Genomic DNA, 25,572 nt, shown 5'->3' with positions numbered 1-25,572 from the left:
ATAGACCCGCCCACCGCTCGTACGAACGGGTTCCGTTGCTGCTCAGCGGCCCAGGTACTGCGGCTTCTCCTTGGCGATGAAGGCACGCACGGCGATCGTGTGGTCCTCCGAGGCGCCCGCGAGGGCCTGGAGCTCCTCCTCCTTGTCGAGGGCCTCGCTCAGCGAGTGGTCGGCGCCGTGGGCGAGGGACTCCTTCAGGGCCGCGTACGCCACGGTCGGGCCCTCCGCGAGGGCGCGGGCCACCTTCTGCGCCTCGGCGGCCAGGTCGGCGGCCGGGACCAGGCGGTTCACGATGCCGAGCTCGTACGCCTCCTGAGCGCTGATCGAGCGCGGGAAGAGCAGCAGGTCGGAGGCCCGGCTCGCGCCGATCAGCCGGGGCAGCGTCCACGACACGCCCGAGTCGGCGGTGAGCGCGACCCCCGCGAAGGAGGTGTTGAACGAGGCCGTGTCCGCGACGACCCGGTAGTCCGCCGCGAGCGCGAAGCCGAAGCCGGCCCCGGCGGCGACGCCGTTCACCGCCGCGACGACCGGCTTGCGCATGCCGGTGAGCGCGCGCACGATCGGGTTGTAGTGGTCACGCACCGTGTTCATGGTCTCGCGCGTGCCGGACTCCTGGTCCGCCATGAGCAGCCCGACGTGCTCCTTCAGGTCCTGGCCCACGCAGAACGCCCGGTCGCCGGCCGCCGTGAGCAGCACCGCCCGGACGGCGGGGTCGGCCGCGGCGGTCTCCGCGGCGTCCCGGAGGGCGACTTTCGCCGCCACGTTCATCGCGTTCATGGCCTCGGGCCGGTTGAGCGTGATGGTGGCGAGTCCGTCGCTCACCTCGTAGAGCACCGTGTCGGCCATCGGGATCCCTTCGCCTCATTGCGTGGTTGACCAGCCCAGCATGGCGGAGATCACCCGCGCCGCCCATGTGAGCTGCGTCAAAGATTCGAGGGAGATCGGAGGGCGTCCGTCCGACGTCGAGCGGCGAAGTATCGCAGGCCGATCGCCGAAATGTGGGGTTTTGCGGGAGCGCGTTGCGCAAGCGATGCCGATCGATGTTGGTCATCGGGTCCTGCCATGCGGGATAATGACCTGGAAGCAATGTGTTCGAAGCCGGTGACGCGTGCTCCGTATCAAGGAGCTGCCCGGCTGACGATGAGCTGGTTTCAGGAAGGGGAACAAGCATGGCGGCCATGAAGCCGCGGACGGGTGACGGCCCGCTCGAGGTGACCAAGGAGGGGCGGGGCATCGTCATGCGCGTTCCGCTCGAAGGCGGCGGTCGGCTTGTCGTCGAGCTGACCCCGGACGAGGCCGAGGCGCTGGGCGACGCCCTCAAGAAGGTCGTCGGCTGACCCTCTTCTCCACGATTTCCATCCCTGCCCCGGTACGGTCCGCCGTCCCGGGGCAGAGGTGTCTCCGGGGCCGGTGCCCGTGAGGCCGGGGGCGGTCAGCCCCGTCGCGCCGCGCAGAGCAGGCCGTCGCCGACCGGCAGCAGGGAGGGGATGAGCTCCTGGCTCTCCCGCACCGCGCGCAGCAGCTCGCGGATCCGCTGGACCTCCGCCGGCTGGGCCCCCGAATCGACCGTGCGGCCGTCCGCGAAGACCCCCTCGAAGCAGACGAGACCCCCCGGTCGCAGCAGGCGCAACGATTCAGCGAGATAGTCCAGGTACTCCAGCCGGTCGCCGTCGCAGAACACGAGGTCGTACCCGCCGTCCGCGAGCCGGGGCAGCACGTCCAGGGCGCGGCCGGGGATGAACCTGGCCCGGTTGCCCGCGAAGCCCGCCGCACGGAAGGCCGTCTTGGCGAGCTGCTGCCGCTCCGGCTGGAGGTCCACCGTCGTCAGGACGCCGTCCGGCCGCATCCCGAGCAGCAGGTAGATGCCCGACACGCCCGTGCCGGTGCCGATCTCCGCCACCGCCTTGGCGTCCGCCGTCGCGGCGAGCAGGCGCAGCGCCCCACCGGTGCCCGGCGACACCGAGGGCAGCCCTGCCTCCCGGGCCCGCTCACGGGCCCAGCGCAGAGCTTCGTCCTCGGCGACGAAGGCGTCGGCGAACGACCAGCTCGTCTGCCGGTTGGCGGTAATGGCCCTCTCCTGTCCCCGTAGTTGACGCAACGGTGACTGTATCCGCTGTCAGTGGGAACCCGCAGATGGGACCGGGCGTTCACCAGGGGTAGGACGCGACAGGAGGCAGCCGGGCGAGCCGGTTCCAAATTCGCGTAAAGATTCTTATCCGGAGCTAACGGGCGAGGTGGCTATGGTAGGGGCTCCACTGGACACCACCAGAGCCGACAGGGGAGGTGCGGCTGCGCCTGTGGATCGGGGAGGAGTGCTTCGGCGTCTTCTCAGGTCGGCGGGTGAGCCGAAATCCGTGACCGACACAGCTGACCGTTTCCGCACCACCGACTCCGCTCCCACCACCGCGACCTTCGCATCGGATGCGGAATCGCAGGCGTGGACCCCTCCCACCTGGGAGGAGATCGTCAGCACGCACAGTGGCCGGGTCTACCGCCTCGCCTACCGCCTGACGGGCAACCAGCACGACGCCGAGGACCTGACGCAGGAGGTCTTCGTCCGCGTCTTCCGCTCGCTGTCGACGTACACCCCGGGCACCTTCGAGGGCTGGCTCCACCGCATCACCACCAACCTCTTCCTCGACATGGTCCGCCGCAAGCAGCGCATCCGTTTCGACGCGCTCGCCGACGACGCGGCCGAGCGGCTCCCCAGCCGCGAGCCCTCGCCGCAGCAGGCGTTCAACGACACGCACTTCGACGCCGACGTGCAGCAGGCCCTCGACACCCTCGCGCCCGAGTTCCGCGCGGCGGTCGTCCTCTGCGACATCGAAGGCCTCTCGTACGAGGAGATCGCCGCGACCCTCGGCGTGAAGCTCGGCACCGTCCGCAGCCGCATCCACCGCGGCCGCTCCCACCTGCGCAAGGCCCTCAAGCACCGCTCGCCCGAGGCACGGGCGGAGCGTGCGCTCGCCTCCGTCGGATGGGAGGCAGGGACAGCGTGAGCGCCACACGTCCCACGTCACCGACCCCCGCGGAACACCACCTCGGGGACCGGCTGGCCGCGCTCGTCGACGGCGAACTCGGCCACGACTCCCGCGAGCGCGTCCTCGCGCACCTCGCGACCTGCGCCCGCTGCAAGGCCGAGGCCGACGCCCAGCGCACCCTGAAGAGCGTCTTCGCCTCCGCGGCCCCGCCGCCGCCCTCCGAGGGCTTCCTGGCCCGGCTCCAGGGCCTCCCCGGGGGACCCGGTGAGCCGGGCGGACCCGGCGGGCCGCGCGGCCCCCTCGAAGAGCTCCTCGGCGCGGGCGGAGTGAAGTCGGACGGCTTCGCCACCGCCGCCGTCGTCACCCCGCACCCCGGCCCGCCCGGGGCGGGCTTCCGCATCCACGAGGTCGGCTACCGCCCCTCCGGGACCTTCGGACGGGGGCGGCGCTTCGCCGTCGCGGCGGCCGGTGCCGTCTCGTTCGCGGCGATCGCCCTCGGCGGCACCCTGCCCCTCGAATCCTCGGTGACCGCGAGTCCCCGCGGCGGCCAGGGCGCCGGCAGCGCCGTCACCCCGATGCGTGCCACCGCCACCGGCGGCGGCACGGGCCCCGGGGCCGGGCGCGGCACGCGTTCCGGCGAGCGCTCGGTCACCCAGTCCGTCGCCGCGGCCGAGCCGCTCGCCGCGGTGACCCCGGCCGCCGTCCCGCACGGACCGGTCGCGGTCACGGGTCAGGGCGCGGTGCGCTCCGCCGCCGCCCCCCTGGTGGCCGCACCCCCGCAGTCGCTCCTCGCCCTCTCGCCGTTCATACGGCCGACCGCTCCGGCCCTCCAGTTGGCCTTCGCCCCCGGGCCCAGCCCGATGGCGAGCCCGACGACCGGGCCGCTCGGCTCCCACCGCTGACCCGCGACCTGGTTGAATCCAGGGACAGGGGCGCCCGACCCAAGGGGCGCGGACGGGTCAGCGGTTTGCGGGGAGAGCATGAACAACGGGAAGCCGAACTGGTGGAGCCGGCCTTCGAGCACACCGGAGGCGGCGCGGATACCCACGCCGCCGCCGGCCGACGCGGGCGACGGTGACTTCCCCCTGCCCGCACCCCAGCCCGCCCCGGGGCAGGAGCCGGCCGACCTGACGGAGACGGCGCCGCTGCCCGCCGCCCCGGCGACGGAGCCCCGGGCGCCGGAGGCCGTGGCGGCGGAGCCTCTCGTGGCAGAGCCTCCGGCAGCCGCGGCAGAGCCTGCGGCAGCCGTGGCCGCGCCGGCCGCGCAGCAGCCCGCGCCGGCCGCGCAGCCCGCGCCGGCCCTCGACGTTCCGGCTCCGGACTCCGCGCCCGCGCCGGCCGTCGAGCTGACGAAGTCCGCGCCCGCGCCGGAGCCCGTGGCCGAGCCCGTCCCCGTACCCCCGTCGGAGCCGGCTCCCGCGCCGGTCGGGGCGCCCGCCCCGCAGGCGGGACAGCCGCTGCACGCGCCCGACGAGTACCGCACGCCGCCCTACGGCGAGCCGGGGCCCTGGGCGCCCGCACCGCCCGTGCAGCGCCCGCCCGCCTCCGTACCGCCGCAGGGACACCCGCAGCCCCATCCGCAGCCGCAGGCGCACGCCCACCCGCAGCCCCAGCCGCACGCCCACCCGCACCCCCACCCGCACCCCCAGCCGCAGCCCCAGGGCGGGGCCACGCCCTGGGTGCAGTACGACCCCTGGGGCGCTCCCGGGGCCGGCGCCCCGCCGCTGCCCGCGAAGAAGTCCCGGAAGGGTCTCGCGCTCGCGGGTGCCCTCGTCCTCGCCCTGGTCACCGGCGTCATCGGCGGCGGGATCGGCGCCTACGTCGAGCGGAACGGCGGACTCACCACCGTCGAGCTGCCGCAGGCCGAGGCCGGCGACACCGACCGCGCGCCCGACAGCGTCGCGGGCATCGCCGCCAGCGCCCTGCCCGGCGTGGTCACCCTGCACGTCAAGGGCAACGGATCCTCCGGCACCGGCACCGGATTCGTCCTGGACACCAAGGGCCACATCCTCACCAACAACCACGTCGTCGACGGGGCCGCGTCCTCCGAGGACATCTCGGTGACCTTCTCCAGCGGCGAGACGGCCCGCGCCAAGCTCATCGGCAAGGACACCGGCTACGACCTGGCCGTCGTCCAGGTCACCGGCGTCTCCGGCCTCAGGGCGCTCCCGCTCGGCAACTCGGACAACGTCCGCGTCGGCGACCCCGTCGTCGCCATCGGCGCCCCCTTCGACCTCTCCAACACCGTCACCTCCGGGATCATCAGCGCCAAGGAGCGCCCGATCACCGCGGGCGGGGAGAAGGGCGACGGCAGCGACATCAGCTACGTCGACGCGCTCCAGACCGACGCCCCCATCAACCCCGGCAACTCCGGCGGCCCGCTGCTCGACTCCAAGGCCCGGGTCATCGGCATCAACAGCGCGATCCGCGCGGCCGGCGGCGGCTCCGGCGAGGGCGAGGGCGGCAGCGCGAGCCAGCCCGGTTCCATCGGCCTCGGCTTCGCCATACCGATCAACCAGGGCAAGCGCGTCGCCGAGGAGCTCATCAACACCGGCAAGGCCACCCACCCCGTCATCGGCGTGAGCCTCGACATGCAGTTCAACGGCGACGGCGCCCGCGTCGGCGAGAAGGGCAAGGACGGCTCCGCCTCCGTCACCGCCGGCGGCCCCGCCGCCAAGGCGGGACTCCGGCCGGGAGACGTCATCACCAAGGTCGACGGCCAGCGCGTGCACAACGGCGAGGAGCTCATCGTGAAGATCCGCGCCCACCGCCCCGGCGACAAGCTGGAGCTCACCCTGACCCGCGACGGCAAAGAGCTGACAAAGACGTTGACGCTCGGATCCTCCCAGGGCACCTGAGTGCCATGTGGCGGACACCACGAGGTACCCGTCCGGCAGTTTCGGCGGGTACCTTGGACCGGGCCCTGGACCGGCGTGAAGGAGCTACTAGGTGTTCAGCGACATAGGCGCACTCGAGTTGGTGGCGCTCGTGGTCCTCGCCGTGCTCGTCTTCGGGCCGGACAAGCTCCCGAAGGTGATCCAGGACGTCTCGCGGTTCATCCGCAAGGTCCGCGAGTTCTCCGACAGCGCGAAGCAGGACATCCGCAGCGAGCTGGGACCGGAGTTCAAGGACTTCGAGTTCGAGGACCTCAACCCCAAGACGTTCCTCCGCAAGCAGCTGGAGAGCAACGAGGACCTCAAGGAGCTCAAGGAGCTGCGCGGCTCGTTCGACCTCAAGAAGGAGATGAACGAGGTCGCCGACGCCGTCCACGGCCGGGAGACCACGCCCCCGACCGCTCCCGCCGCGGTCAACGGCTCCCCGGACCTGCTGAAGAAGCAGGACAAGCCGGACACCGGCGAGCGTCCTCCGTACGACTCCGACGCCACCTGACGACGGCCTGTCACCGACCCGCTCCTCAGCGGTGGCTATCCTCCCTCTGTTGACGGAACGAGGAGGCGGCCGAGATGAAGACGACGAGTCGGGTGGAAGCCGATGGCTTTCTGCGCGCACCCTTCGCCTGGTACGGGCTGGACGAGGCGTTCACCGGCCCGCGCCGGCTGATGCAGATCGGCACGGCGGCGGACGGCACCGTCCAGCACGGTTCGATGGGCCACGGTGACGAGCCGTCGATAAAGTCCGAGGCCGGCAGCGCGGAGAAGGAGCGCTTCGCCGTCGTCGTGACGGTCGCCGCGAACCCCGAGCGCCGCACCGGGGACGGCACCGGCGTCCTCGACGCCACCACGGTCTCCTCCGCCGCCTGGCTGGCCGGCTCCGGGCTCCTCGCCCACACCTGGCCCGCCTCGCTCGACCACGGGCTGCGGGACCACTGGCTGGACCAGCAGACGGAGACGGCCTTCGAGCTCGCCGACGACCTCGACGGGCCGGCCTGGTCGACCCTGTCGCTGCCGGTGGACGGGGTGCCGGTGCCCTTCCACTACCGGGAGTCCGAGTTCGGATGGGTGCTGGCCGGCTCCGCGGGGGACGTCCACATCGGGGCGTACGGGCGGGGGATGAGCGCGTACGGCCTCGGGTTCTCGCGGGTGAAGGACCTCGGCGCGTACGGCGCCTAGACACGACGAAGGGCGCCCCCTCCCGGGGGCGCCCTTCGGCCGTGATCAGAACTTGTTGCGCGGGGTGATGCCCAGGCTCATGCCCGAGAGGCCACGCTGACGGCCGCCGAGCTTGCCGGCGATCGCGCGGAGCGCCGCGCCCGCCGGGGAGTCGGGGTCGGAGAGGACGACCGGCCTGCCGTCGTCGCCGCCCTCGCGGAGCCGTACGTCGATCGGGATCGAGCCGAGGACCGGGACCGTCGCGCCCGTGGTCTGCGTCAGACCGTCCGCGACCTTCTGGCCGCCGCCCGTGCCGAACACGTCGACCATCTCGTCGCAGTGCGGGCACGGCAGGCCCGCCATGTTCTCGACGACGCCGACGATCTTCTGGTGCGTCTGGACGGCGATCGAGCCGGCCCGCTCGGCGACCTCGGCGGCCGCCTGCTGCGGGGTGGTGACGACGAGGATCTCCGCGTTCGGGACGAGCTGCGCGACCGAGATCGCGATGTCGCCGGTGCCCGGGGGCAGGTCGAGCAGGAGGACGTCCAGGTCGCCCCAGTACACGTCCGCGAGGAACTGCTGGAGCGCCCGGTGCAGCATCGGGCCGCGCCACACCACCGGCGCGTTGCCCGGGGTGAACATGCCGATGGAGATGACCTTCACGCCGTTCGCCGACGGAGGCATGATCATGTTCTCGACCTGGGTGGGACGGCCGTCCACGCCCAGCATCCGCGGCACGCTGTGACCGTAGATGTCGGCGTCGACGACACCGACCTTCAGACCGTCGGCGGCCATCGCCGCGGCCAGGTTCACGGTCACGGAGGACTTGCCGACGCCGCCCTTGCCGGACGCCACCGCGTACACCCGGGTCAGCGAGCCCGGCTTCGCGAAGGGCACCTCGCGCTCGGCGCTCGTGCCGCGCAGCGCCGCCGCCAGCTCCTTGCGCTGCTCGTCGCTCATCACGTCCAGCGAGACGTCGACGCCGGTGACGCCCTCGACGCCGGAGACCGCCTCGGTCACCCGCTGGGTGATGGTCTCGCGCATCGGGCAGCCGGAGACGGTCAGGTAGACCGTGACGGCGACCTTGCCGTCCGGTTCGATCTCCACCGACTTGACCATGCCGAGCTCAGTGATCGGCTTGTTGATCTCAGGGTCGTTCACCGTCGCCAGTGCTTCGAGCACCGCGTCTTCCGTAGCCATACCGACGATGGTACGGCGCCGACCACGGGCCCATGAAAGGGCTGTCAACGGTCGGGTACGTCACGTCCCCGCTCGTCGCCGGACGGGAATAGATCCCGGCGCTCCTCCAGCTCCTTGATCAGGTCCTGGAGCTCTGAGCGGATCCAGTCGCGGGTCGCGACCTCGCCGAGGCCCATCCGCAGCGCCGCGATCTCCCGGGTCAGGTACTCGGTGTCCGCGATCGACCGCTCGTTCTGCTTCCGGTCCTGTTCGAGATTGACCCGGTCCCGGTCGTCCTGCCGGTTCTGCGCGAGCAGGATCAGCGGCGCCGCGTACGAGGCCTGCAGCGACAGCGCGAGCGTCAGGAAGATGAACGGGTACTCGTCGAACCGCAGCGACACCGGCGCGAAGACGTTCCACCCGATCCAGACGACGACGGTCAGCGTCATCCAGACCAGGAACCGCCCCGTCCCCAGGAACCGGGCGATCCGCTCCGAGAGCCGGCCGAAGGCCTCGGGGTCGTACTCCGGCAGCAGCCGGGACCGGCGCTCGCGCGGCAGGTCGAGCCGGATGCGGGGCATGGACCGCTCCCGCTCCCGCTCGCGCTCCCGGTCGTGCGTGCGCTCAGCCGCCATGCCGGGCCCCCTCCTCGTGGAACTCCGTCTCCCGCCAGTCGTCCGGCAGCAGGTGGTCGAGCACGTCGTCGACGGTGACCGCGCCGAGCAGCGAGCCGCTCTCGTCCACCACGGGCGCGGCGACCATGTTGTACGCGGCGAGGTAGCTGGTGACGGCCGGCAGCGGGGTGTCCGGGCCCAGCGGTGGCAGATCGCTGTCCACGAGCGAGCTGACCAGGGTGAACGGCGGGTCGCGCAGCAGCCGCTGGAAGTGCACCGTGCCCAGGTACTTGCCGGTCGGCGTCTCGTCCGGCGGCCGGCACACGTACACCTGCGCGGCGAGCGCCGGGGACAGGTCCTGCTGGCGGACCCGGGCCAGCGCGTCCGCGACGGTCGCGTCCGGGCGCAGCACGATCGGCTCGGTCGTCATCAGACCGCCCGCCGTGCGCTCCTCGTACGCCAGGAGCCGGCGCACATCGGCCGCGTCGTCCGGCTGCATCAGGGTGAGCAGCCGCTCCTGGTCCTCCTCGGGCAGCTCGGACAGCAGGTCGGCGGCGTCGTCCGGGTCCATCGCCTCCAGGACGTCGGCGGCACGCTCCTCCTTCAGCTTGCCGATGATCTCGACCTGGTCGTCCTCCGGCAGCTCCTCGAGGACGTCGGCGAGCCGGTCGTCGTCGAGGGCCGCGGCGACCTCGGCGCGCCGCTTGGGGGAGAGGTGGTGCAGCGCGTTGGCGAGGTCCGCGGGGCGCAGCTTCTCGAAGGTGGCGAGCAGGCTCTCGGCGCCCTGCCCGTGCTCCTCCAGGGAGAAGCCGGTGACGGCCGACCACTCCACGGTCAGGGTCTCGCCCTTGCGGCTCAGCACCCCGCCCTTCCCCTTGCGGACGAAGACCTTGTCGATCTCCCAGTCGCGGCGGGCCGGCAGCTGCTGGATGGCGACGTCGAGGACGGTGACCTCCTCGCCCGACTCCACCAGCGTCACGCGCCGGTCCAGGAGCTCGCCGAGGACGAGCCGCTCCGTGGGGCGCTGCTCGAAGCGCCGCATGTTGACGACGCCGGTGGTGATGACCTGGCCGGAGGCGACGCCCGTGATCCGGGTCATGGGGACGAAGACCCTGCGGCGGCTCAGCACCTCCACGACCATGCCGAGCAGCCGGGGCGGCCTGCGGCCGACCCGGAGCATGGCCACCAGGTCGCTGACCCGGCCGACCTGGTCGCCGACCGGGTCGAAGACGGGGACTCCGGCGAGATGGGAGACGAAGATCCGGGGGGCGCCTGCCGCCATGCCACGCGCCTCCTCGGTGCCGCACGATTCGAGTCGCCGATGCGATTCGTCGTAGAGCTTTGCCGGTGATTGCAGAGCTTTGCCGGGTTCAGGCTAGCCCGTGCCGTTCCGCCCCGCCCCGGAAGTGACTCCGTACGGCTGCCTGCGGGGCCCGTCACCTGTCCCGGGTACGCTGCGGTCTGCCGTTCCCCCCCATCGGCCCCGGCACCGGACCAGGCCCTTCCGCCCGGCCGGAACGCGGCCGCCCGCGGCATCCCGTACGGGCCGTGCCCGTCGCCCCCCCCCCCACGACACGAGAGGCAGCGCAGATGACCGTTCGTACCCCGTCATCGCGTATCCGCAGGGCGGTCACGCCCCTGGCGCTCTGCGCCGGACTGACGGTGGCACTCACGGCCTGCGCCGCCGATCCGGACGAGGGGACGAACGGGGTGGGGAGACTCTCCGCACCCGACATCGAGCGCAAGGCACAGACCGCGGCGGACGCGGCGAAGGCCGTCCGGCTGTCCGGCACCCTGGTCAGCAAGGGCGGCACCTTCAAGCTGAACATGCGCCTCAAGCAGGACGGCGCCACCGGCTCGGTGACGACGAAGAACAGCGTCTTCGAGCTGCTGAGGGTCGGCGACGCGCTCTACCTGAAGGCCGACGCGGGCTTCTGGGCGCACGACGGCAAGGAGGGCGACACGCCCTCGGAGGCGGACTCCGAGGCCGCCGACAAGCTCGACGACAAGTACGTGAAGGTCCCCCAGGGCGACCCCTCGTACAAGCAGCTGCGCGGCTTCACCGACATGGGGTCGCTCCTCGACGGCCTGATCGGCCTGCACGGCGAGAAGACCAAGGGCGACCGGGACCAGATCGGCGGGGTCCGCACGGTCAAGGTCAAGGGCGGCGCCGACGGCGAGGGCGGCACGCTCGACGTCTCCCTGGACGGCGAGCCGTACCCCGTGCAGTTCGCACGGGGCGGGGGAGCGGGCGTCGTGGTGCTCTCCGAGTGGAACAAGGACTTCCCGCTCACGGAGCCCTCGAAGGAGGAGACCCTCGACTACGGCAAGCAGCTGCCGAGGACCTAGCGGCGCTTCTTGCGGAACAGCAGCTTCGGCAGCCCGGCCGGGATCGGGTGGCGGGTGTTCGCCGGGGTCGGCAGCGGTACGGCCGCCAGGGAGCCGTCCGGCAGCTCCGTGGTCGAGGACCGGGGGTCGAGCCGCACCACCCGGCACTCGCGCGCCCAGCGCCCCGGCATGGCCTCGCCGTCGGGGGCGTTGAGCCGCTTCCCCTTCAGCTCGGCGACCGCCGCGTCCCACTCCTCCGTACCGGGGGCGAGCTCGCGGACGGCGGCGGTCCAGGCGACGAGCCGGCCGCCCTTGTCCTTGCTGCGGACGGTCACCTCGGCCGTGCCGCCGTCCACCAGGCCCGGCAGCGGCTGCTCGCCGGGGCCGTCGCCGACGACGTGCGCGGCACCGTCGTGCCAGACGTGCCAGAGCGCGCGGGCGGGCCCCGTGCCGCGTACCCACACCAGGCCGGACTTCTTGGTGGCCTCCTCGACGAGGGCGGACCCGAGCAGCTCTTCTGTCATGGCCCGAAGCCTAGCGGGCGCCCCTCGGGGGGCGCCCCGCCGATCGGGCCGGGCCCGCGGGGCCCGGTGCCGCTACAGCCAGCCGTTGCGCTTGAGCGTGCGGTGGATGGTGAAGCAGACCGCGATGATGCCGGTGAGCACCATCGGGTAGCCGTACTTCCAGTGCAGCTCGGGCATGTGGTCGAAGTTCATGCCGTACACGCCGCAGACCGCCGTGGGGACGGCGACGATCGCGGCCCACGAGGTGATCTTGCGCATGTCCTCGTTCTGCGCGACGGTCGCCTGCGCCAGGTTGGCCTGGAGGATCGAGTTGAGGAGCTCGTCGAAGCCGACGACCTGCTCCTGGACGCGGGCGAGGTGGTCGGCGACGTCCCGGAAGTACTTCTGGATGTCGGGGTCGACGAGCCGCATCGGCCGCTCGGAGAGCAGCTGCATCGGGCGGAGCAGCGGCGTGACGGCCCGCTTGAACTCCAGTACCTCGCGCTTGAGCTGGTAGATCCGGCCGGTGTCCGTGCCGCGCGTGGAGCCCTTCGCCGCCGGCGAGAAGACGTCGATCTCCAGCTGGTCGATGTCCAGTTCGACGGCGTCGGCGACCGCGATGTAGCCGTCGACGACGTGGTCGGCGATGGCGTGCAGGACGGCCGAGGGGCCCTTGGCGAGGAGCTCCGGCTCGCCCTGGAGGCGGTGGCGGAGGTTGCGCAGGGAGCCCTGGCCGCCGTGCCGGACGGTGATGACGAAGTCGGGGCCGGTGAAGCACATGACCTCGCCGGTCTCGACGACCTCGCTGGTCGCGGTGAGTTCGGCGTGCTCGACGTAGTGGATCGTCTTGAAGACGGTGAAGAGGGTGTCGTCGTACCGCTCCAGCTTGGGCCGCTGGTGGGCGTGGACGGCGTCCTCGACGGCGAGCGGGTGCAGCCCGAACTCGGCGGCGATACCGGCGAATTCGGCCTCGGTCGGCTCGTGGAGGCCGATCCAGGCGAAGCCGCCGCTCTCCCGCACCTGGCGCATCGCGCCGCGCGGCGTGAGGCACTCGCGGTCGTCGATCCGGCGCCCGTCGCGGTAGACGGCGCAGTCGACCACGGCGCTGGAGGCCGAGTGGTCACGGGTGGGGTCGTACGAGGTGTACGTGGTGGGGGTCTTGCGCAGGGAGTGCCGCAGGCTCGGGCGGACGGCGGCGGTGAGGTCACGGATCATCGACATGGGCGTGCTCCTTCACGGATCGGCCGTCGGCGAGCGTGGCACAGCCCGGAATGGGGACGGGGAGGTACGTCGTCCACAAAGCGGGCGGCACCGGAGGGTCGCGGTGACGGCGGTCGCTACAGACAGAGAAAGGCGAGGAATGCTCTTCCGTCGAGCGAGATGCCGGAGAGGCGGGTCCGTGCCGGACCCGGACGTCACCGGAGGAAGCGCACCGGGCGGGGGTGCGGAGCGGCGGAAGAGCGGCTGGTACTGCCCGATCGACTTCGGTCCATCGCAGTCCCACCTCCTCCGGCCGGTCCCCTGTCGGGGATGACGTGTGACGAGCAGTCGGGAATCCCGACCAGTGGCCAACACTATCAGCCGACAGAGGGTCAATCCCTTACTTTGCCCGTTCCATACGCGATCTATGCTCCCCGCATGGGAGAAGTTCTTGCACTGGTCGAGGCCCGGCTCCGCACGGCGCTCGGCGAACCGGACGCGCGGGCCGCGGTGACCTTCCTGGGCACGGACCGGATCGAGGTGCTGCGCTTCGTCGACGGCGACCTCGTCCGGTACGCGACCCTCGGGATGTCCGCACAGCCGATGGCCGATCCGACCTCCGCGCTCGCCGACCCGGTGAAGGGCCCGCGCGCGGAGCTCGTCCTCACCGTACGGGCCGGGCTCGCCGACACCGACAAGGTGCTGCGCCCGCTCGCGGTCCTCGCCGCGACCCCGCAGGTCGAGGGCGTGGTCGTGGCCCCGGGCGCCTCGCTCGACGTCGGCGACCCGCTCTGGCCCGGCGCCGCCTTCAGCTCGGTCCTCGTCGCCGGGTCGGGCGGTCTGGTGGAGGACCTGGAGCTCGACGCGCCGATGGACCCCGTCCGCTTCCTGCCGCTGCTGCCGATGACCTCGAACGAGGCCGCGTGGAAGCGGGTCCACGGGGCCCAGGCCCTGGAGGAGCGCTGGCTGGCCCGGGGGACGGACCTGCGCGACCCGCTGCGCAGGTCCGTGGACCTGGACTGAGGGGACGGGCGGGACGCCGGGCCGGCCACCGGACACCGGTGCCCGGATCCGCCCGCGGACGGCGCGGGCCCACCGAGGGTGAACGGTCCGGGCCGGACGGGTGATCGTCTGCGGTCGTCCTTGACGCGGGGCGGAAGAGCTAGGACCGTTGAGCCCTATGAGGGGCGAACCCAGTTGTCCGAAGTGCGGTGGCAGGGTCAGGGCGCCCGGTCTCTTCGCCGACTCCTGGCAGTGTGACGTGCACGGCTCGGTGCACCCGCTCCAGCCCGTGATCCCGCCCAGTGTCGAGGGCCTCGGGGTCGTGGTGCACCGGTCCCATGTCCCCGTGTGGATGCCGTGGCCGCTCCCCGTCGGCTGGCTCTTCACCGGCGTCGCGTACGCCGGGGACGACCGCAGCGGCGGACGCGCCACGGCCGTCGCCTGCTCCGGACCCGGCCCGCTCGGCGGGATCGGCGAGCTGCTCCTCGTCGCGGAGGAGCTCGGCGTCGGGCTCGGCGCGCGGTACGCCGGCATCGACGGACTCGACCCCGGCTCCGGGATGGCCATCGACAAACCGCCCCAGGCGAAGGTGCTCGCCGCCGGGCGGCCCACGCCGCTCTGGCACGTCACCGGCGCCCCGCAGGACCGCGCGGTCTTCGCGGGCGAGGCGCGCGGCCTCTGGCTGTGGGCGATCGTCTGGCCCGAGCAGTCCGGGCTCCTGATGTACGACGAGCTGGTCCTGACGGACCTGCGCGACGCGGGCGCCGAGGTCGACCTGCTGCCCTGCGGCGCGCTCACCCCGAGACTGCTCGGCTAGGGGGTGTCGACGGCGGTGCGGCCGGTGACGTTCCGTACGGACGTGTTCGATTCGCCCGTTATGCTGGAGCGTCCCTCGTCCGTGCCGAGTCCCTGGAGTACCGCGTCGTGCGCATCGATCTGCACACCCACTCCACGGCCTCCGACGGTACGGACTCCCCGGCCGAGCTCGTCCGGAACGCGGCCGCGGCCGGTCTGGACGTCGTCGCGCTCACGGACCACGACACGACCCGCGGCCATGCCGAGGCGGTCGCCGCCCTGCCCGAGGGGCTGACCCTCGTCACCGGGGCCGAGCTGTCGTGCCGGATGGACGGCATCGGGCTGCACATGCTGGCGTACCTCTTCGACCCGGAGGAGCCCGCGCTCCTCGCCGAGCGCGAGCTCGTCCGGGACGACCGCGTGCCCCGTGCCCGCGGCATGGTCGCCAAGCTCCAGGAGCTCGGCGTCCCCGTCACATGGGAGCAGGTCGCCCGGATCGCCGGCGACGGCTCCGTCGGCCGCCCGCACGTCGCCGAGGCGCTCGTCGAGCTCGGGGTCGTGCCGGACGTGTCCGGCGCGTTCACGCCCGAGTGGCTCGCCGACGGCGGACGGGCGTACGTCGAGAAGCACGAGCTGGACCCGGTCGACGCGATCCGGCTCGTCAAGGCCGCCGGCGGGGTCACCGTCTTCGCGCACCCGCTCGCCGTCAAGCGCGGCCAGGTGCTGCCGGAGGCCTCGATAGCCCGGCTCGCCGAGGCCGGACTCGACGGCATCGAGGTCGACCACATGGACCACGACGAGGCGACGCGCGCCCGGCTGCGCGGACTCGCGAAGGAGCTCGGTCTGCTGGCCACGGGCTCCAGCGACTACCACGGCAGCCGCAAGACCTGCCGCCTCGGCGAGTACACCACCGACCCCGAGATCTACGGCGAGATCACCCGCCGCGCTGCGGGTGCCTTCCCGGTCCCCGGTGCCGGGGGAGCGCTCTAGCCCCCTCCGGGCCCCTCTCCGCCGCTCCTCGTGACGGCGGCCGGTCGTCGTGCCCGCCGTCTCCCGCGCGGCGCGTGCCCACCCCCACCTGTCTCACGCCGCCCGCACGGCTCCGTGCCGTGCCCCGGTGGCTTCTCCTGCCCTGTCGCCGGAATCCTGCATTCCGCTGCGTAGGGGTACACCCCACCGTTCCACCTCTCCCGCAAGGCACCCCACCGTGTTCGACGTCGCCGTCTTCGGCTCGCTGTTCCTCACCCTCTTCGTGATCATGGATCCCCCCGGGATCACCCCGATCTTCCTCGCCCTCACCTCCGGCCGCCCGGCCAAGGTGCAGCGCCGGATGGCCTGGCAGGCCGTCGCCGTCGCCTTCGGCGTCATCACGGTCTTCGGTCTCCTGGGCCAGCAGATCCTGGACTACCTGCACGTCTCCGTCCCCGCGCTGATGATCGCGGGCGGTCTGCTGCTGCTGCTCATCGCGCTCGACCTGCTCACCGGCAAGACCGACGAGCCCAAGCAGACCAAGGACGTCAACGTCGCCCTCGTCCCGCTCGGCATGCCGCTGCTCGCCGGGCCGGGCGCGATCGTCTCGGTCATCCTCGCCGTGCAGAACGCCGACAGCGTGGCCTCGCAGGTCTCCGTCTGGACGGCCATCGCCGCCATGCACGTCGTGCTCTGGCTGACCATGCGCTACTCGCTGCTGATCATCCGCGTCATCAAGGACGGCGGCGTCGTCCTGGTGACCCGGCTCGCCGGCATGATGCTCTCCGCCATCGCGGTCCAGCAGATCATCAACGGCGTCACCCAGGTGATCCAGAACGCCTGAGCCGCCGCCCGGGGCGCCGTCCCCGGACACCACTGCGCCCCCGTACGGATTCCGCTCTTGCGAAGTCCGTGCGGGGGCGCGGTGCGTGGTGTGGACCTGACCTGTTACGAGGCCGAGGTCTCGGCGGGGCGGATCCAGATGCGCTGGCCGATCGCGGCGGCCTGCTGCACGATCCGATTGACGGAGGCGGCGTCCACGACGGTCCGGTCGACGGGCGTGCCGTCGATGTCGTCGAGTCGCAGGATTTCGAAGCGCACAGGCTTCTCCCTTCGTCTGAGTTGATCCTCCTGATGGAGAACTGCGTTACGTACGGGTCCAACGACGTGCACCCTGCAAACATTCCTTACGCTAAGGAAAATTTTCGGATGTCTAACTACTGGCGGGTAGGGGGGTGTGGCGGCCGGGCCCGGAGCGGCGGACAATGAGCCCCGTATGAACGACGCAGACACCACCCAGGTGACCGAGACCGACGCCCGCCTCCGAGCCCTGGACGCCCGCCTGGAGCGCACCAATGAGCTCCTGCAGCGGATGCTGGCCGAGGTGGCCAAGACCCCGTCCACCCACGCCATCTTCGTCGACGCGGGTTACGTCCATGCTGCGGCCGGGTTGCTTGTGGCGGGCACCGAGGACCGGCGCAACTTCGACCTCGACGCGGAGGGGCTGATCGAGGCCTTCATCGACAAGGCCCGCACGATCTTCGCGGACAGCAGACTGCTCCGCGTCTACTGGTACGACGGGGCCCGCCGCCGGATCCACACCCCCGAGCAGCAGGCCATCGCCGAGCTCCCCGACGTCAAGGTCCGCCTCGGCAACCTCAACGCCAACAACCAGCAGAAGGGCGTCGACTCCCTCATCCGCACCGACCTGGAGTCCCTCGCCCGCCACCGCGCCATCAGCGACGCCGCCCTCGTCGGCGGAGACGAGGACCTCGTCTCGGCCGTGGAGGCCGCCCAGGGCTACGGGGCCCGCGTCCACCTCTGGGGCATCGAGGCCGCCGAGGGGCGCAACCAGGCCGAGGCGCTGCTCTGGGAGGTCGACAGCCAGCGCACCTTCGAGCTCGACTTCTGCCGCCCGTACGTCACGCGCCGCCCCGTCACCACGTACGAGAACGAGGGCGAGCCGCCGCCCTCCCGCGAGGAGGTGCGCTTCGTCGGCGCCCAGATCGCCGCGGCCTGGCTCGCCGAGCGCGGCCGGGACCGGCTCGCCGAGCTCCTGCCGGGCGCGCCCTACCTGCCCGGGGCCGTCGACCAGGACCTGCTGGTCGAGGCGGAGCGCCTGCTCAGCCGCTCCCTGCGCGGCCACGCCTCGCTCCGGCGCGCGCTGCGCGACGGCTTCTGGCAGCACCTCAAGGCGCAGTACTGACCCCGGCGGGGGCGATCGCGCGCTCCCAGAACTCGGTCAGGCGGTCCGTCAGCTCCCGGGGGTGCGAGACGTTGGGGGAGTGGCCGGCGCCCGCCACCACCGTGCGGTGCGCGCCGGTCCGGGCGGCCGCCGCCGCGAGGTCCGCCGGCGACCAGACCATCTCGTCCGCCCCGTACGCCAGATGCAGCGGCAGGCGCAGCGCCGCCAGCTCCTCCGTACCGTCCTGACGGTTCAACAGCAGTCTTCCGGCGCCCGCGAGTTGGGCGATCCGGGTGCGCATCCAGCGGCGCCGCAGGAAGCCCGTGAGCTCCGGCGTGTCACCCGTGTCCGGCTCCTCGCCCCGGCTGTCCAGCCAGCACATCGCCTGCCACACGCGCTCCTTCGGCAGCACCGCGAGCGCGGCGCGCAGCACCCGCACGCGGATCCGCTGAGGCCGGGCGACCCGGCCGGGACCCGAGGAGAGCAGGGTGAGCGAGCGGAAGGCGTCCGGCGCGAGGCCGGCCGCCGCACGGGCCACCAGGCCCCCGAACGAGTGGCCCACCAGATGCACGGGACCGTCCGCGAGGGCCGCGGCCTGCGCCACCGCGTCGAGCGCGAGCGCCTTGCGGCGGTAGGCGGCCCGGCCCCGGGGGCCCGGCGTCTCGTTCTGGCCGCGACCGTCCACGGCCACCGCCCGGTACCCGGCCTCGCTCAGCGGGCCGAGCAGCGCGAGGAAGTCCTCCTTGCTGCCGGTGTACCCGGGCAGCAGCAGCACCGTGCCCCGCGGCTCACCCGTGGGCGCCGTGTCGAGCACGGCGAACCGGCCGCGCGCGGTCTCCAGCCGGCGGGCACGGGTGCGGGGCGGCAGGACGAGGGAACGGGGCTTGCTCATATCTGGACTGTAACGGCGCGCGCGGGGGACGGCCGAGCGGCCCGGTCCCTGGGGAGGGACCGGGCCGCTCGGGTGCTGCGGGCAGGCGTCAGCTCTCGGGCTGGGCCGCTGCCTTCTTCGTGGTGCGGCGGCGCGGAGCGGCCTTCTTCGGGGCCTCCTCCGCCGCCGGTGCCTCGACCTCGGCGGCCGCGGCCTTCTTGGTCGTACGGCGGCGGGCCGGGGCCTTCGGCTCGGTCTTCAGCGCGGAGGCCTCGGGAGCCTCGGCGACGACCGCCTTCTTGGCCGTGCGGCGACGGGGAGCCTTGGGGGCCTCCTCGGCCGCCGGTGCCTCGGCGGTCTCGGCGACCGGCTCGGCGGCGGCCTTCTTCGTGGTGCGGCGGCGCGGGGCGGCCTTCTTCGGGGCCTCCTCCTTCGGCGTCTCCTCCACGACGGGCGCGGCGACGGGCTCCGCGACCGGAGCGGCCACGGAAGCCACGACGATGACCTCGGCGGGCGCCCCGGCGGTCACCGGCGAACCGGCGGGCCGGCGGGCCGTACGACGGCGGCGCGGCGCGGGCTCCTCCGCGACCGGAGCGGCGACCGGCTCGACGACCGGGGCCTCGGCCACCGGCGCCTCGGCGGTCACCGGCGAACCGGCGGGCCGACGGGCGGTGCGGCGACGGCGCGGCGCGGGGACCTCGGCGACGACCGGGGTCTCTGCGACGGGCTCGGCCACGGCCGCGGTCACGGGGGCCGCGACGGCCTCGACGACGGGCTCGGCCACCGGGGCGGCGACCGGCTCGGCGACGGCCTTCTTCGTGGTGCGGCGGCGCGGGGCCTTCTTCGGCTCCTCGACGACGACCGGAGCGGCCTCGACGACCGGGGCCTCGGCGGCCGGGGTCTCGACGGCCCGCTTGGCCATCAGGGCGACCGCGGCGGACTCGGGCGTCTGGAACGACACGGTCTCCTCGACCGGACGCGCCACACGGGCACGGCGGCGGCGCGGGGCCGGAGCCGGGGCCGCGGGGGCACGGTCGACCGGAGCGGCCGGCGCGGCCTCCGGACGGGCGGCGCGGGTACGGCGACGGGGAGCCTTCGGCTCCTCGGCGACCTGAGCCTCGGCGACGGGCGTCTTCACGACCGGCGCCTCGACGGCGACCGGGGCCTCGACGACCGGAGCCTCGACGGCGACCGGAGCCTCGGCGACCTTGACCGCGGCCGGGGCCTCGGCGGCCGGAGCCGGCGTCGACGTCCGGGCCGCGACCGGCACGGAGCCCGGGGCGCCCACGCGGGTGCGACGGCGGCGGCGCGGGGTGCGCGGGCCGGACTCGGCGGGCGCCTCGTCCGCCGGCGTCTCGACGGCCGGGGCCGCCGACACCACGGCGTCGTCGAGGTCGCTGCCGCCACGGGTGCGGCGACGCTGGCGCGGGGTCCGCGTACGGGCCGGGCGCTCCTCGGTCTTCTCGGCGGCCTTGGGGGCGCGACCGCGGCGACCGCCGGGCTCGCCCAGGTCCTCCAGCTCCTCCGCGCCCAGACCCGCACGGGTCCGCTCGGCGCGGGGCAGGATGCCCTTGGTGCCCGCCGGGATGTCCAGCTCCTCGAAGAGGTGCGCGGAGCTGGAGTACGTCTCGACCGGCTCGTGGAAGTCCAGTCCGAGCGCCTTGTTGATGAGCTGCCAGCGCGGGATGTCGTCCCAGTCGACCAGCGTCACCGCCGTGCCCTTGGCGCCCGCGCGGCCGGTGCGGCCCACGCGGTGGAGGAAGGTCTTCTCGTCCTCGGGCGACTGGTAGTTGATGACGTGGGTGACGCCCTCGACGTCGATGCCGCGCGCGGCGACGTCGGTGCAGACGAGGACGTCGACCTTGCCGTTGCGGAAGGCGCGCAGCGCCTGCTCGCGGGCGCCCTGGCCGAGGTCGCCGTGGACCGCGCCGGACGCGAAGCCGCGGCGCTCCAGCTGCTCGGCGATGTCGGCCGCCGTGCGCTTCGTGCGGCAGAAGATCATCGCGAGCCCGCGGCCGTTGGCCTGCAGGATGCGGGAGACCATCTCCGGCTTGTCCATGTTGTGCGCACGGTAGACGTGCTGCTTGATGTTGGCGACGGTCGCGCCCTCACCGTCCGGGGAGGTGGCCCGGATGTGGGTGGGCTGCGACATGTAGCGGCGGGCCAGGCCGATGACCGCGCCCGGCATGGTGGCCGAGAACAGCATGGTCTGGCGCTTCGCCGGAAGCATGTTCATGATCTTCTCGACGTCGGGCAGGAAGCCCAGGTCGAGCATCTCGTCGGCCTCGTCGAGGACGAGGACCTTCACGTGCGAGAGGTCCAGCTTGCGCTGGCCGGCCAGGTCGAGGAGACGGCCGGGGGTGCCGACGACGACGTCGACGCCCTTCTGGAGCGCCTCGACCTGCGGCTCGTACGCCCGGCCGCCGTAGATGGCGAGCACGCGGACGTTGCGCACCTTGCCGGCGGTCAGCAGGTCGTTGGTGACCTGCTGGCACAGCTCGCGGGTGGGGACGACGACGAGCGCCTGCGGGGCGTCGGTCAGCTGCTCGGGCTTCGCCCGGCCGGCCTCGACGTCCGTGGGGACGGTGACGCGCTCCAGGATGGGGAGGCCGAAACCGAGGGTCTTGCCCGTGCCGGTCTTGGCCTGGCCGATGACGTCGGTGCCGGTGAGGGCGACCGGGAGGGTCATCTCCTGGATGGGGAAGGGGTTGACGATACCGACGGCCTCAAGGGCCTCGGCCGTCTCGGGAAGGATTCCGAGTTCTCGGAAAGTCGTAGTCAGGGTGCTGCCTCTTCTGTGAGACGCGGCGCGAGGCGAACGAAGGGGGTCGTACCGTGCCGGGATCTTCCGGGGGGATCAGGGGAGATCACCGCCGGGTGGCACGGGACCACTGCCGTCGCTCGAGCGTCGTACCGCTGAGGGTGACCCTTCCGCGGGTCCGCCGGAAGGGCTGTCGGGCCGGAGCCGATCGGGCCACCGACCGGGCATCCTCATTCATGAGTCGGCCCACCGAATACGTCCGAACGTGCGAAAGCATGTCCGCATACTCAGCAGGCGCCTTATCACTGTACCCCGGATTCGCGCATGTGTGTTGGGAGAAATCGTGATGAGGGCACGGTCACACTGACTGACCAGGGCCTTCCAGGGCCCCGGGAGCGGGCTATTGTGCGCTCCATGGAGACGCCTGACAACGCCACACCCACCGGGATCGCCGCCAAGGACTGGGCGGAGGCTTCCGCCGAGCCGCAGTACCGCGCCGCCGTGATCGACCTCCTCGGCGCCCTCGCCTACGGAGAGCTCGCGGCCTTCGAGCGGCTCGCCGAGGACGCCAAGCTGGCGCCGACCCTCGCGGACAAGGCGGAGCTGGCGAAGATGGCCGCGGCCGAGTTCCACCACTTCGAGCAGCTGCGGGACCGCCTCGCGGCCGTCGACGCCGAGCCGACCTCGGCCATGGAGCCCTTCGCCAAGGCGCTCGACGACTTCCACCGCCTGACCGCGCCGTCGGACTGGCTGGAGGGCCTGGTCAAGGCGTACGTGGGCGACTCGATCGCCAGTGACTTCTACCGGGAGGTCGCGGCCCGGCTCGACTCCGACACGCGCGCCCTCGTCCTCGCGGTGCTCGACGACACCGGCCACGGAAACTTCGCGGTGGAGAAGGTCCGCGCGGCGATCGACGCCGACCCGCGCGTCGGCGGCCGGCTCGCGCTCTGGGCGCGCCGTCTGATGGGGGAGGCGCTCTCCCAGGCCCAGCGCGTGGTCGCCGAGCGCGACGCGCTCTCGACGATGCTGGTCGGCGGCGTGGCGGACGGCTTCGACCTCGCGGAGGTCGGCCGGATGTTCTCCCGGATCACCGAGGCGCACACCAAGCGGATGGCCGCGCTGGGCCTCGCGGCCTGAGCGGTCGCGCGGCCCGAAGCGCCTGCGCCGGTCAGACAGCGGCTGATCGGCGCAGTCTGCGCGAGGCCGGGCGGATCAGCAGCGAGAGCAGCACCGCCGCGACCGCGACGGCGCCGATCAGGGTGGCGAGCAAGTGACCGGGGCCGAGCGCCCCGTGGGTCACGAGGGCACCGAAGACGCCGCCGAGCGTCCCGGTGACGAGGACGATCGCCCGGACGGGGAGGCGGTCGGGCAGCCGGTGCACGGCGGCCCAGGCCAGGGCGAAGCCGAGCAGGGCGGAACCGAGGGCTTCCAGGAACACGGCGGATCACCTCGCGAGGGGTGCGGGGCGGGTGGTGCGGTCAAGGGCGTCCTACCCCCGGCGTCCGGAACGCAATCCTCCCGTACCCCCTGACGTGGCCATACGGGTCTGCCGGCGGACCGGCGGAGAAGCGGAAGGCCCGGTGGACCGAAGCGGTCCACCGGGCCTTCCCCGTCAGATCCCGGGGCTCAGAGCGCGCCGAAACCCACGCGGCGCACGGCGGGCTCGCCGAGCTCCACGTACGCGATCTTCTCGGCCGGAACGAGGACCTTGCGGCCCTTCTCGTCCGAGAGGCTGAGCAGCTGCGCCTTGCCGGCCAGCGCGTCGGCCACCGCGCGCTCGACCTCCTCGGCGGACTGCCCGCTCTCCAGAACGATCTCCCGGGGTGCGTGCTGCACGCCGATCTTGACCTCCACGGCTATGTCCCTCCGAACGGTCAGCGTTGCGCGAATACCCGCGCCGTACGCTGCACACATTAGCCCGGTGAGGGGACCCGCACGGGTCAGCCGCCGCACGCCAGGAGCGAACAGGCTCCGAGGCGCGCGGGTGCCTCAGTGGCCCTCGGCGCTGAGCTGGCCGTCCACCGGGTGCAGCGGGAAGCCCGCGATGCCGCGCCAGGCGAGCGAGGTGAGCAGCCCGACCGCCTTGTCGCGGGGGATGCCGGAACCGCTCGACAGCCAGTAGCGGGCGACGACCTGGGAGACGCCGCCGAGACCGACGGCGAGCAGCATCGACTCGTCCTTCGACAGGCCGGTGTCCTCGGCGATCACGTCGGAGATGGCCTCGGCGCACTGCAGGCTGACCCGGTCCACGCGCTCGCGCACGGCAGGCTCGTTCGTCAGATCGGACTCGAAGACGAGGCGGAAGGCGCCGCCCTCGTCCTCGACGTACGCGAAGTAGGCGTCCATGGTCGCCGCGACCCGGAGCTTGTTGTCCGTGGTGGAGGCCAGGGCCGTACGGACGGCGAGAAGGAGGGACTCGCAGTGCTGGTCGAGCAGGGCGAGATACAGCTCCAGCTTCCCGGGGAAGTGCTGGTACAGCACCGGCTTGCTGACACCGGCCCGCTCGGCGATGTCGTCCATGGCGGCGGAGTGGTACCCCTGGGCGACGAAGACCTCCTGGGCCGCGCCGAGCAGCTGGTTCCGTCGGGCACGTCGCGGCAGGCGCGTGCCCCGAGGGCGTGCTGCCTCTGTCTGCTCGATGGCGCTCACGCGGCCTCCCAAAAATCGATCCATGCGCGCTGTCGCGCCGCGCCGCCATCGTACTTTTGGGTAACCCGGCTGTGTGCGGTGCGAACGCAGAATTTCACGGACCGGACGCCCGGGTCGACAGTCGATTCAAGATTAAACCGAACAAATCAGCGGGAGTCGTGTGCTCAGCGGTAGTCGTCCTCGTCGAGGGCGACGACACGCGCCTGTTCGGACGCGTCGGCCTCGTTCGCCGAGTCGCGCTCGAGATGGGTGGGCTGTTCGTCCTCGCGTTGCTGCACTTCGGTGTGCTGCTCGGCTGCGTCGGCCTCCGGGATTTCCTGGTCCAGCACGTCGACCTCTTCCTCGGGGAATGTGTCCGGCTCGCTCGGATCGACAGTCATGCGGTTCCTTCCGGGGGTGCGGGTCGCGGTGCTCCCGATGGCCCTCTCTTCGAGCCTAGGAGCGAACGCGCCCCGCCGCACACGCACCTGTGACCGCACCCACACACGTCCGCGCGTGATCGTCTCGTAATATTGCGGCCATGTCCTCGACCGAGCTGCCGGAAACCCGGACCGCCGCCGCACCGACCACGTCGCGGACCCGCGCCGTCCGGGTCGCCGACGGCGAGGAGCTCCGCTCCGTCGCACTGCCCGGACTCACCCTCACCGTGCGCGCCCGGCCGGGGAACCTGCCCGGTCTGCCACCCGCGCTGTACGTCCACGGTCTCGGCGGCTCCTCGCAGAACTGGTCCGCCCTCATGCCGCTGCTCGCGGACCTCGTCGACGGCGAGGCGGTCGACCTGCCCGGCTTCGGCGACTCCCCGCCGCCGGACGACGGCAACTACTCCGTCACCGGGCACGCGCGCGCCGTCATCCGCTTCCTGGACGCCGCCGGACGCGGACCGGTCCACCTCGTCGGCAACTCGATGGGCGGCGCCGTCGCCACCCGGGTCGCCGCCGTCCGGCCCGACCTGGTCCGCACCCTGACCCTCGTCTCCCCGGCGCTGCCCGAGCTCCGCGTCCAGCGCACCGCCTGGCCCACCGCGCTGCTCGCGGTGCCCGGCGTCGCCTCGTTCTTCGCGAAGCTCACCAAGGACTGGACGGCCGAGCAGCGGGTCAAGGGCGTCCTCTCGCTCTGTTACGGGGACCCCGGCCAGGTCACCGAGGAGGGCTTCCGGCACGCCGTCGAGGAGATGGAGCGCCGCCTGGAGCTCCCTTACTTCTGGGACGCCATGGCGCTCTCCTCGCGCGGCATCGTCGACGCGTACACCCTCGGCGGGCAGCACGGGCTGTGGCGGCAGGCCGAGCGGGTCCTCGCCCCGACGCTGCTCGTCTACGGTCTGCGCGACCGGCTCGTCTCGTACCGGATGGCCCGGAGGGCGGCCGCCGCCTTCCGCGGCTCGCGCCTGCTGACCCTCCCCGAGGCGGGGCACGTGGCGATGATGGAGTACCCCGAGACGGTCGCCCAGGCCGTCCGGGAACTGATCGCCGATGACGGCGGGAGCTGA

Annotated in this window: 28 protein-coding genes; 14 read left to right on the top strand and 14 right to left on the bottom strand. The window is 72.8% G+C overall.

Going from position 1 to position 25,572, the window contains the following annotated elements; all coding sequences use genetic code 11:
* Window positions 1–42 precede the first annotated feature (42 nt).
* Window positions 43–846 (bottom strand): 2-cyclohexenylcarbonyl CoA isomerase, encoded by an 804-nt coding sequence (gene chcB / locus IE237_RS02085; protein WP_189800044.1) that lies wholly within the window; start codon window positions 844–846, stop codon window positions 43–45.
* Between the two features lie 323 nt (window positions 847–1,169).
* On the opposite strand from chcB, the gene IE237_RS02080 reads away from it, so the two are divergent.
* Entirely contained in the window at window positions 1,170–1,337 is a 168-nt protein-coding gene (locus tag IE237_RS02080; RefSeq protein ID WP_009997451.1) for a DUF3117 domain-containing protein, read from the top strand.
* Between the two features lie 95 nt (window positions 1,338–1,432).
* On the opposite strand, the gene IE237_RS02075 is transcribed toward IE237_RS02080, so the two are convergent.
* Window positions 1,433–2,098 carry an O-methyltransferase gene (locus tag IE237_RS02075; protein ID WP_189800043.1) on the bottom strand — a complete coding sequence of 222 codons (666 nt, stop codon included), beginning with the start codon at window positions 2,096–2,098 and terminating at the stop codon, window positions 1,433–1,435.
* Window positions 2,099–2,240: 142 nt separating this feature from the next.
* On the opposite strand from IE237_RS02075, the gene sigE reads away from it, so the two are divergent.
* The 5 genes from sigE to IE237_RS02050 all read left to right on the top strand — a co-directional run bounded on the left by sigE (window position 2,241) and on the right by IE237_RS02050 (window position 7,051).
* On the top strand, window positions 2,241–2,999 hold the full coding sequence (sigE, locus tag IE237_RS02070; protein ID WP_078908486.1) for an RNA polymerase sigma factor SigE: 759 nt from the start codon (window positions 2,241–2,243) through the stop codon (window positions 2,997–2,999).
* Window positions 2,996–3,883 (top strand): anti-sigma factor family protein, encoded by an 888-nt coding sequence (locus tag IE237_RS02065; protein WP_229842189.1) that lies wholly within the window; start codon window positions 2,996–2,998, stop codon window positions 3,881–3,883. Before sigE ends, IE237_RS02065 begins: the two co-directional genes overlap by 4 nt.
* 78 nt (window positions 3,884–3,961) lie before the next feature.
* A complete protein-coding gene (locus IE237_RS02060) occupies window positions 3,962–5,839 on the top strand; it encodes a S1C family serine protease (protein WP_189800041.1) in 1,878 nt (625 codons plus the stop codon).
* 91 nt (window positions 5,840–5,930) lie between these two features.
* Window positions 5,931–6,371 carry a sec-independent translocase gene (locus IE237_RS02055; RefSeq protein WP_189800040.1) on the top strand — a complete coding sequence of 147 codons (441 nt, stop codon included), beginning with the start codon at window positions 5,931–5,933 and terminating at the stop codon, window positions 6,369–6,371.
* A gap of 74 nt (window positions 6,372–6,445) precedes the next feature.
* The gene (locus IE237_RS02050; protein ID WP_189800039.1) at window positions 6,446–7,051 is read left to right on the top strand and encodes a hypothetical protein; all 606 of its coding nucleotides are present in this window, start codon (window positions 6,446–6,448) and stop codon (window positions 7,049–7,051) included.
* A gap of 45 nt (window positions 7,052–7,096) precedes the next feature.
* On the opposite strand, the gene IE237_RS02045 is transcribed toward IE237_RS02050, so the two are convergent.
* Genes IE237_RS02045 through IE237_RS02035 form a run of 3 tightly spaced genes read right to left on the bottom strand, consistent with a single transcriptional unit; the run spans window position 7,097 to window position 10,105 of the window.
* Window positions 7,097–8,230 (bottom strand): Mrp/NBP35 family ATP-binding protein, encoded by a 1,134-nt coding sequence (locus IE237_RS02045; RefSeq protein WP_189800038.1) that lies wholly within the window; start codon window positions 8,228–8,230, stop codon window positions 7,097–7,099.
* 44 nt (window positions 8,231–8,274) lie between these two features.
* Window positions 8,275–8,844: a DUF1003 domain-containing protein gene (locus IE237_RS02040; protein WP_189800037.1), complete on the bottom strand. Its 570-nt coding sequence runs from the start codon at window positions 8,842–8,844 to the stop codon at window positions 8,275–8,277.
* Window positions 8,834–10,105, bottom strand: a complete 1,272-nt coding sequence (locus tag IE237_RS02035) for a magnesium transporter MgtE N-terminal domain-containing protein (protein ID WP_189800036.1) — start codon at window positions 10,103–10,105, stop codon at window positions 8,834–8,836. The genes IE237_RS02040 and IE237_RS02035 overlap by 11 nt, the downstream gene beginning before the upstream one ends.
* Window positions 10,106–10,413: 308 nt before the next feature.
* Here IE237_RS02035 and IE237_RS02030 point away from each other — a divergent pair, with 308 nt between their 5' ends.
* Window positions 10,414–11,172, top strand: coding sequence for a hypothetical protein (locus IE237_RS02030; RefSeq protein ID WP_189800035.1), 759 nt, complete (start codon window positions 10,414–10,416; stop codon window positions 11,170–11,172).
* On the opposite strand, the gene IE237_RS02025 is transcribed toward IE237_RS02030, so the two are convergent.
* On the bottom strand, window positions 11,169–11,675 hold the full coding sequence (locus tag IE237_RS02025; protein ID WP_189800034.1) for a hypothetical protein: 507 nt from the start codon (window positions 11,673–11,675) through the stop codon (window positions 11,169–11,171). The genes IE237_RS02030 and IE237_RS02025 overlap by 4 nt on opposite strands.
* Before the next feature lie 72 nt (window positions 11,676–11,747).
* Entirely contained in the window at window positions 11,748–12,875 is a 1,128-nt protein-coding gene (locus IE237_RS02020) for a magnesium and cobalt transport protein CorA (RefSeq protein ID WP_189800033.1), read from the bottom strand.
* A 417-nt stretch (window positions 12,876–13,292) separates the two neighbouring features.
* On the opposite strand from IE237_RS02020, the gene IE237_RS02015 reads away from it, so the two are divergent.
* From IE237_RS02015 to IE237_RS02000, 4 genes are all read left to right on the top strand, one after another.
* Window positions 13,293–13,877 (top strand): suppressor of fused domain protein, encoded by a 585-nt coding sequence (locus IE237_RS02015; protein ID WP_189800032.1) that lies wholly within the window; start codon window positions 13,293–13,295, stop codon window positions 13,875–13,877.
* Window positions 13,878–14,034: 157 nt separating this feature from the next.
* Window positions 14,035–14,673 carry a DUF6758 family protein gene (locus tag IE237_RS02010; protein ID WP_041131110.1) on the top strand — a complete coding sequence of 213 codons (639 nt, stop codon included), beginning with the start codon at window positions 14,035–14,037 and terminating at the stop codon, window positions 14,671–14,673.
* 107 nt (window positions 14,674–14,780) lie between these two features.
* Window positions 14,781–15,641 (top strand): PHP domain-containing protein, encoded by an 861-nt coding sequence (locus IE237_RS02005; protein WP_189800031.1) that lies wholly within the window; start codon window positions 14,781–14,783, stop codon window positions 15,639–15,641.
* A 217-nt stretch (window positions 15,642–15,858) separates the two neighbouring features.
* Window positions 15,859–16,464: a MarC family protein gene (locus IE237_RS02000; RefSeq protein ID WP_189800030.1), complete on the top strand. Its 606-nt coding sequence runs from the start codon at window positions 15,859–15,861 to the stop codon at window positions 16,462–16,464.
* Between the two features lie 104 nt (window positions 16,465–16,568).
* Here IE237_RS02000 and IE237_RS01995 read toward each other — a convergent pair whose 3' ends face one another.
* Window positions 16,569–16,721: a DUF8834 family protein gene (locus IE237_RS01995; RefSeq protein WP_086823662.1), complete on the bottom strand. Its 153-nt coding sequence runs from the start codon at window positions 16,719–16,721 to the stop codon at window positions 16,569–16,571.
* Between the two features lie 175 nt (window positions 16,722–16,896).
* On the opposite strand from IE237_RS01995, the gene IE237_RS01990 reads away from it, so the two are divergent.
* The gene (locus IE237_RS01990) at window positions 16,897–17,826 is read left to right on the top strand and encodes an NYN domain-containing protein (protein WP_189800029.1); all 930 of its coding nucleotides are present in this window, start codon (window positions 16,897–16,899) and stop codon (window positions 17,824–17,826) included.
* Here the strand turns inward: IE237_RS01990 and IE237_RS01985 are convergent.
* A complete protein-coding gene (locus IE237_RS01985) occupies window positions 17,810–18,697 on the bottom strand; it encodes an alpha/beta fold hydrolase (RefSeq protein ID WP_189800028.1) in 888 nt (295 codons plus the stop codon). The two genes, IE237_RS01990 and IE237_RS01985, sit on opposite strands and share 17 nt — an antisense overlap.
* An 88-nt stretch (window positions 18,698–18,785) precedes the next feature.
* A complete protein-coding gene (locus IE237_RS01980; RefSeq protein ID WP_229842188.1) occupies window positions 18,786–21,365 on the bottom strand; it encodes a DEAD/DEAH box helicase in 2,580 nt (859 codons plus the stop codon).
* A 486-nt stretch (window positions 21,366–21,851) separates the two neighbouring features.
* On the opposite strand from IE237_RS01980, the gene IE237_RS01975 reads away from it, so the two are divergent.
* A complete protein-coding gene (locus IE237_RS01975; RefSeq protein WP_189800027.1) occupies window positions 21,852–22,574 on the top strand; it encodes a ferritin-like fold-containing protein in 723 nt (240 codons plus the stop codon).
* Window positions 22,575–22,605: 31 nt separating this feature from the next.
* Here IE237_RS01975 and IE237_RS01970 read toward each other — a convergent pair whose 3' ends face one another.
* From IE237_RS01970 to IE237_RS01955, 4 genes are all read right to left on the bottom strand, one after another.
* Window positions 22,606–22,875 (bottom strand): hypothetical protein, encoded by a 270-nt coding sequence (locus tag IE237_RS01970; protein WP_189800026.1) that lies wholly within the window; start codon window positions 22,873–22,875, stop codon window positions 22,606–22,608.
* 188 nt (window positions 22,876–23,063) lie between these two features.
* A complete protein-coding gene (locus IE237_RS01965) occupies window positions 23,064–23,291 on the bottom strand; it encodes a DUF3107 domain-containing protein (protein WP_189800025.1) in 228 nt (75 codons plus the stop codon).
* A 135-nt stretch (window positions 23,292–23,426) separates the two neighbouring features.
* Window positions 23,427–24,086, bottom strand: a complete 660-nt coding sequence (locus tag IE237_RS01960; RefSeq protein ID WP_041131117.1) for a TetR/AcrR family transcriptional regulator — start codon at window positions 24,084–24,086, stop codon at window positions 23,427–23,429.
* Between the two features lie 164 nt (window positions 24,087–24,250).
* Window positions 24,251–24,466, bottom strand: a complete 216-nt coding sequence (locus IE237_RS01955) for an Rv3202a family protein (protein WP_189800024.1) — start codon at window positions 24,464–24,466, stop codon at window positions 24,251–24,253.
* A 140-nt stretch (window positions 24,467–24,606) separates the two neighbouring features.
* Here IE237_RS01955 and IE237_RS01950 point away from each other — a divergent pair, with 140 nt between their 5' ends.
* Window positions 24,607–25,572 (top strand): alpha/beta hydrolase, encoded by a 966-nt coding sequence (locus IE237_RS01950; RefSeq protein ID WP_189800023.1) that lies wholly within the window; start codon window positions 24,607–24,609, stop codon window positions 25,570–25,572.

Origin of the sequence: Streptomyces tanashiensis (assembly GCF_014648895.1) — a bacterium.
In the GTDB taxonomy this organism is placed as follows: Bacteria; Actinomycetota; Actinomycetes; order Streptomycetales; family Streptomycetaceae; genus Streptomyces; species Streptomyces tanashiensis.
This window is presented reverse-complemented; position numbering and strand designations above follow the sequence as displayed.

What these genes read in the sequence shown, in the direction of transcription:
- IE237_RS02020 (WP_189800033.1), bottom strand. Translation starts at nt 12,875, where the DNA reads ATGTCGATGATCCGTGACCTCACCGCCGCCGTCCGCCCGAGCCTGCGG.
- IE237_RS01980 (WP_229842188.1), bottom strand. Translation starts at nt 21,365, where the DNA reads ATGACCCTCCCGGTCGCCCTCACCGGCACCGACGTCATCGGCCAGGCC.
- IE237_RS01990 (WP_189800029.1), top strand. Translation starts at nt 16,897, where the DNA reads ATGAACGACGCAGACACCACCCAGGTGACCGAGACCGACGCCCGCCTC.
- IE237_RS02015 (WP_189800032.1), top strand. Translation starts at nt 13,293, where the DNA reads ATGGGAGAAGTTCTTGCACTGGTCGAGGCCCGGCTCCGCACGGCGCTC.
- IE237_RS01950 (WP_189800023.1), top strand. Translation starts at nt 24,607, where the DNA reads ATGTCCTCGACCGAGCTGCCGGAAACCCGGACCGCCGCCGCACCGACC.
- IE237_RS02035 (WP_189800036.1), bottom strand. Translation starts at nt 10,105, where the DNA reads ATGGCGGCAGGCGCCCCCCGGATCTTCGTCTCCCATCTCGCCGGAGTC.
- IE237_RS02050 (WP_189800039.1), top strand. Translation starts at nt 6,446, where the DNA reads ATGAAGACGACGAGTCGGGTGGAAGCCGATGGCTTTCTGCGCGCACCC.
- IE237_RS02040 (WP_189800037.1), bottom strand. Translation starts at nt 8,844, where the DNA reads ATGGCGGCTGAGCGCACGCACGACCGGGAGCGCGAGCGGGAGCGGGAG.
- sigE (WP_078908486.1), top strand. Translation starts at nt 2,241, where the DNA reads ATGGTAGGGGCTCCACTGGACACCACCAGAGCCGACAGGGGAGGTGCG.
- IE237_RS01975 (WP_189800027.1), top strand. Translation starts at nt 21,852, where the DNA reads ATGGAGACGCCTGACAACGCCACACCCACCGGGATCGCCGCCAAGGAC.
- IE237_RS02060 (WP_189800041.1), top strand. Translation starts at nt 3,962, where the DNA reads ATGAACAACGGGAAGCCGAACTGGTGGAGCCGGCCTTCGAGCACACCG.
- IE237_RS02080 (WP_009997451.1), top strand. Translation starts at nt 1,170, where the DNA reads ATGGCGGCCATGAAGCCGCGGACGGGTGACGGCCCGCTCGAGGTGACC.
- chcB (WP_189800044.1), bottom strand. Translation starts at nt 846, where the DNA reads ATGGCCGACACGGTGCTCTACGAGGTGAGCGACGGACTCGCCACCATC.
- IE237_RS02030 (WP_189800035.1), top strand. Translation starts at nt 10,414, where the DNA reads ATGACCGTTCGTACCCCGTCATCGCGTATCCGCAGGGCGGTCACGCCC.
- IE237_RS02010 (WP_041131110.1), top strand. Translation starts at nt 14,035, where the DNA reads ATGAGGGGCGAACCCAGTTGTCCGAAGTGCGGTGGCAGGGTCAGGGCG.
- IE237_RS01955 (WP_189800024.1), bottom strand. Translation starts at nt 24,466, where the DNA reads ATGACTGTCGATCCGAGCGAGCCGGACACATTCCCCGAGGAAGAGGTC.
- IE237_RS01985 (WP_189800028.1), bottom strand. Translation starts at nt 18,697, where the DNA reads ATGAGCAAGCCCCGTTCCCTCGTCCTGCCGCCCCGCACCCGTGCCCGC.
- IE237_RS02025 (WP_189800034.1), bottom strand. Translation starts at nt 11,675, where the DNA reads ATGACAGAAGAGCTGCTCGGGTCCGCCCTCGTCGAGGAGGCCACCAAG.
- IE237_RS02045 (WP_189800038.1), bottom strand. Translation starts at nt 8,230, where the DNA reads ATGGCTACGGAAGACGCGGTGCTCGAAGCACTGGCGACGGTGAACGAC.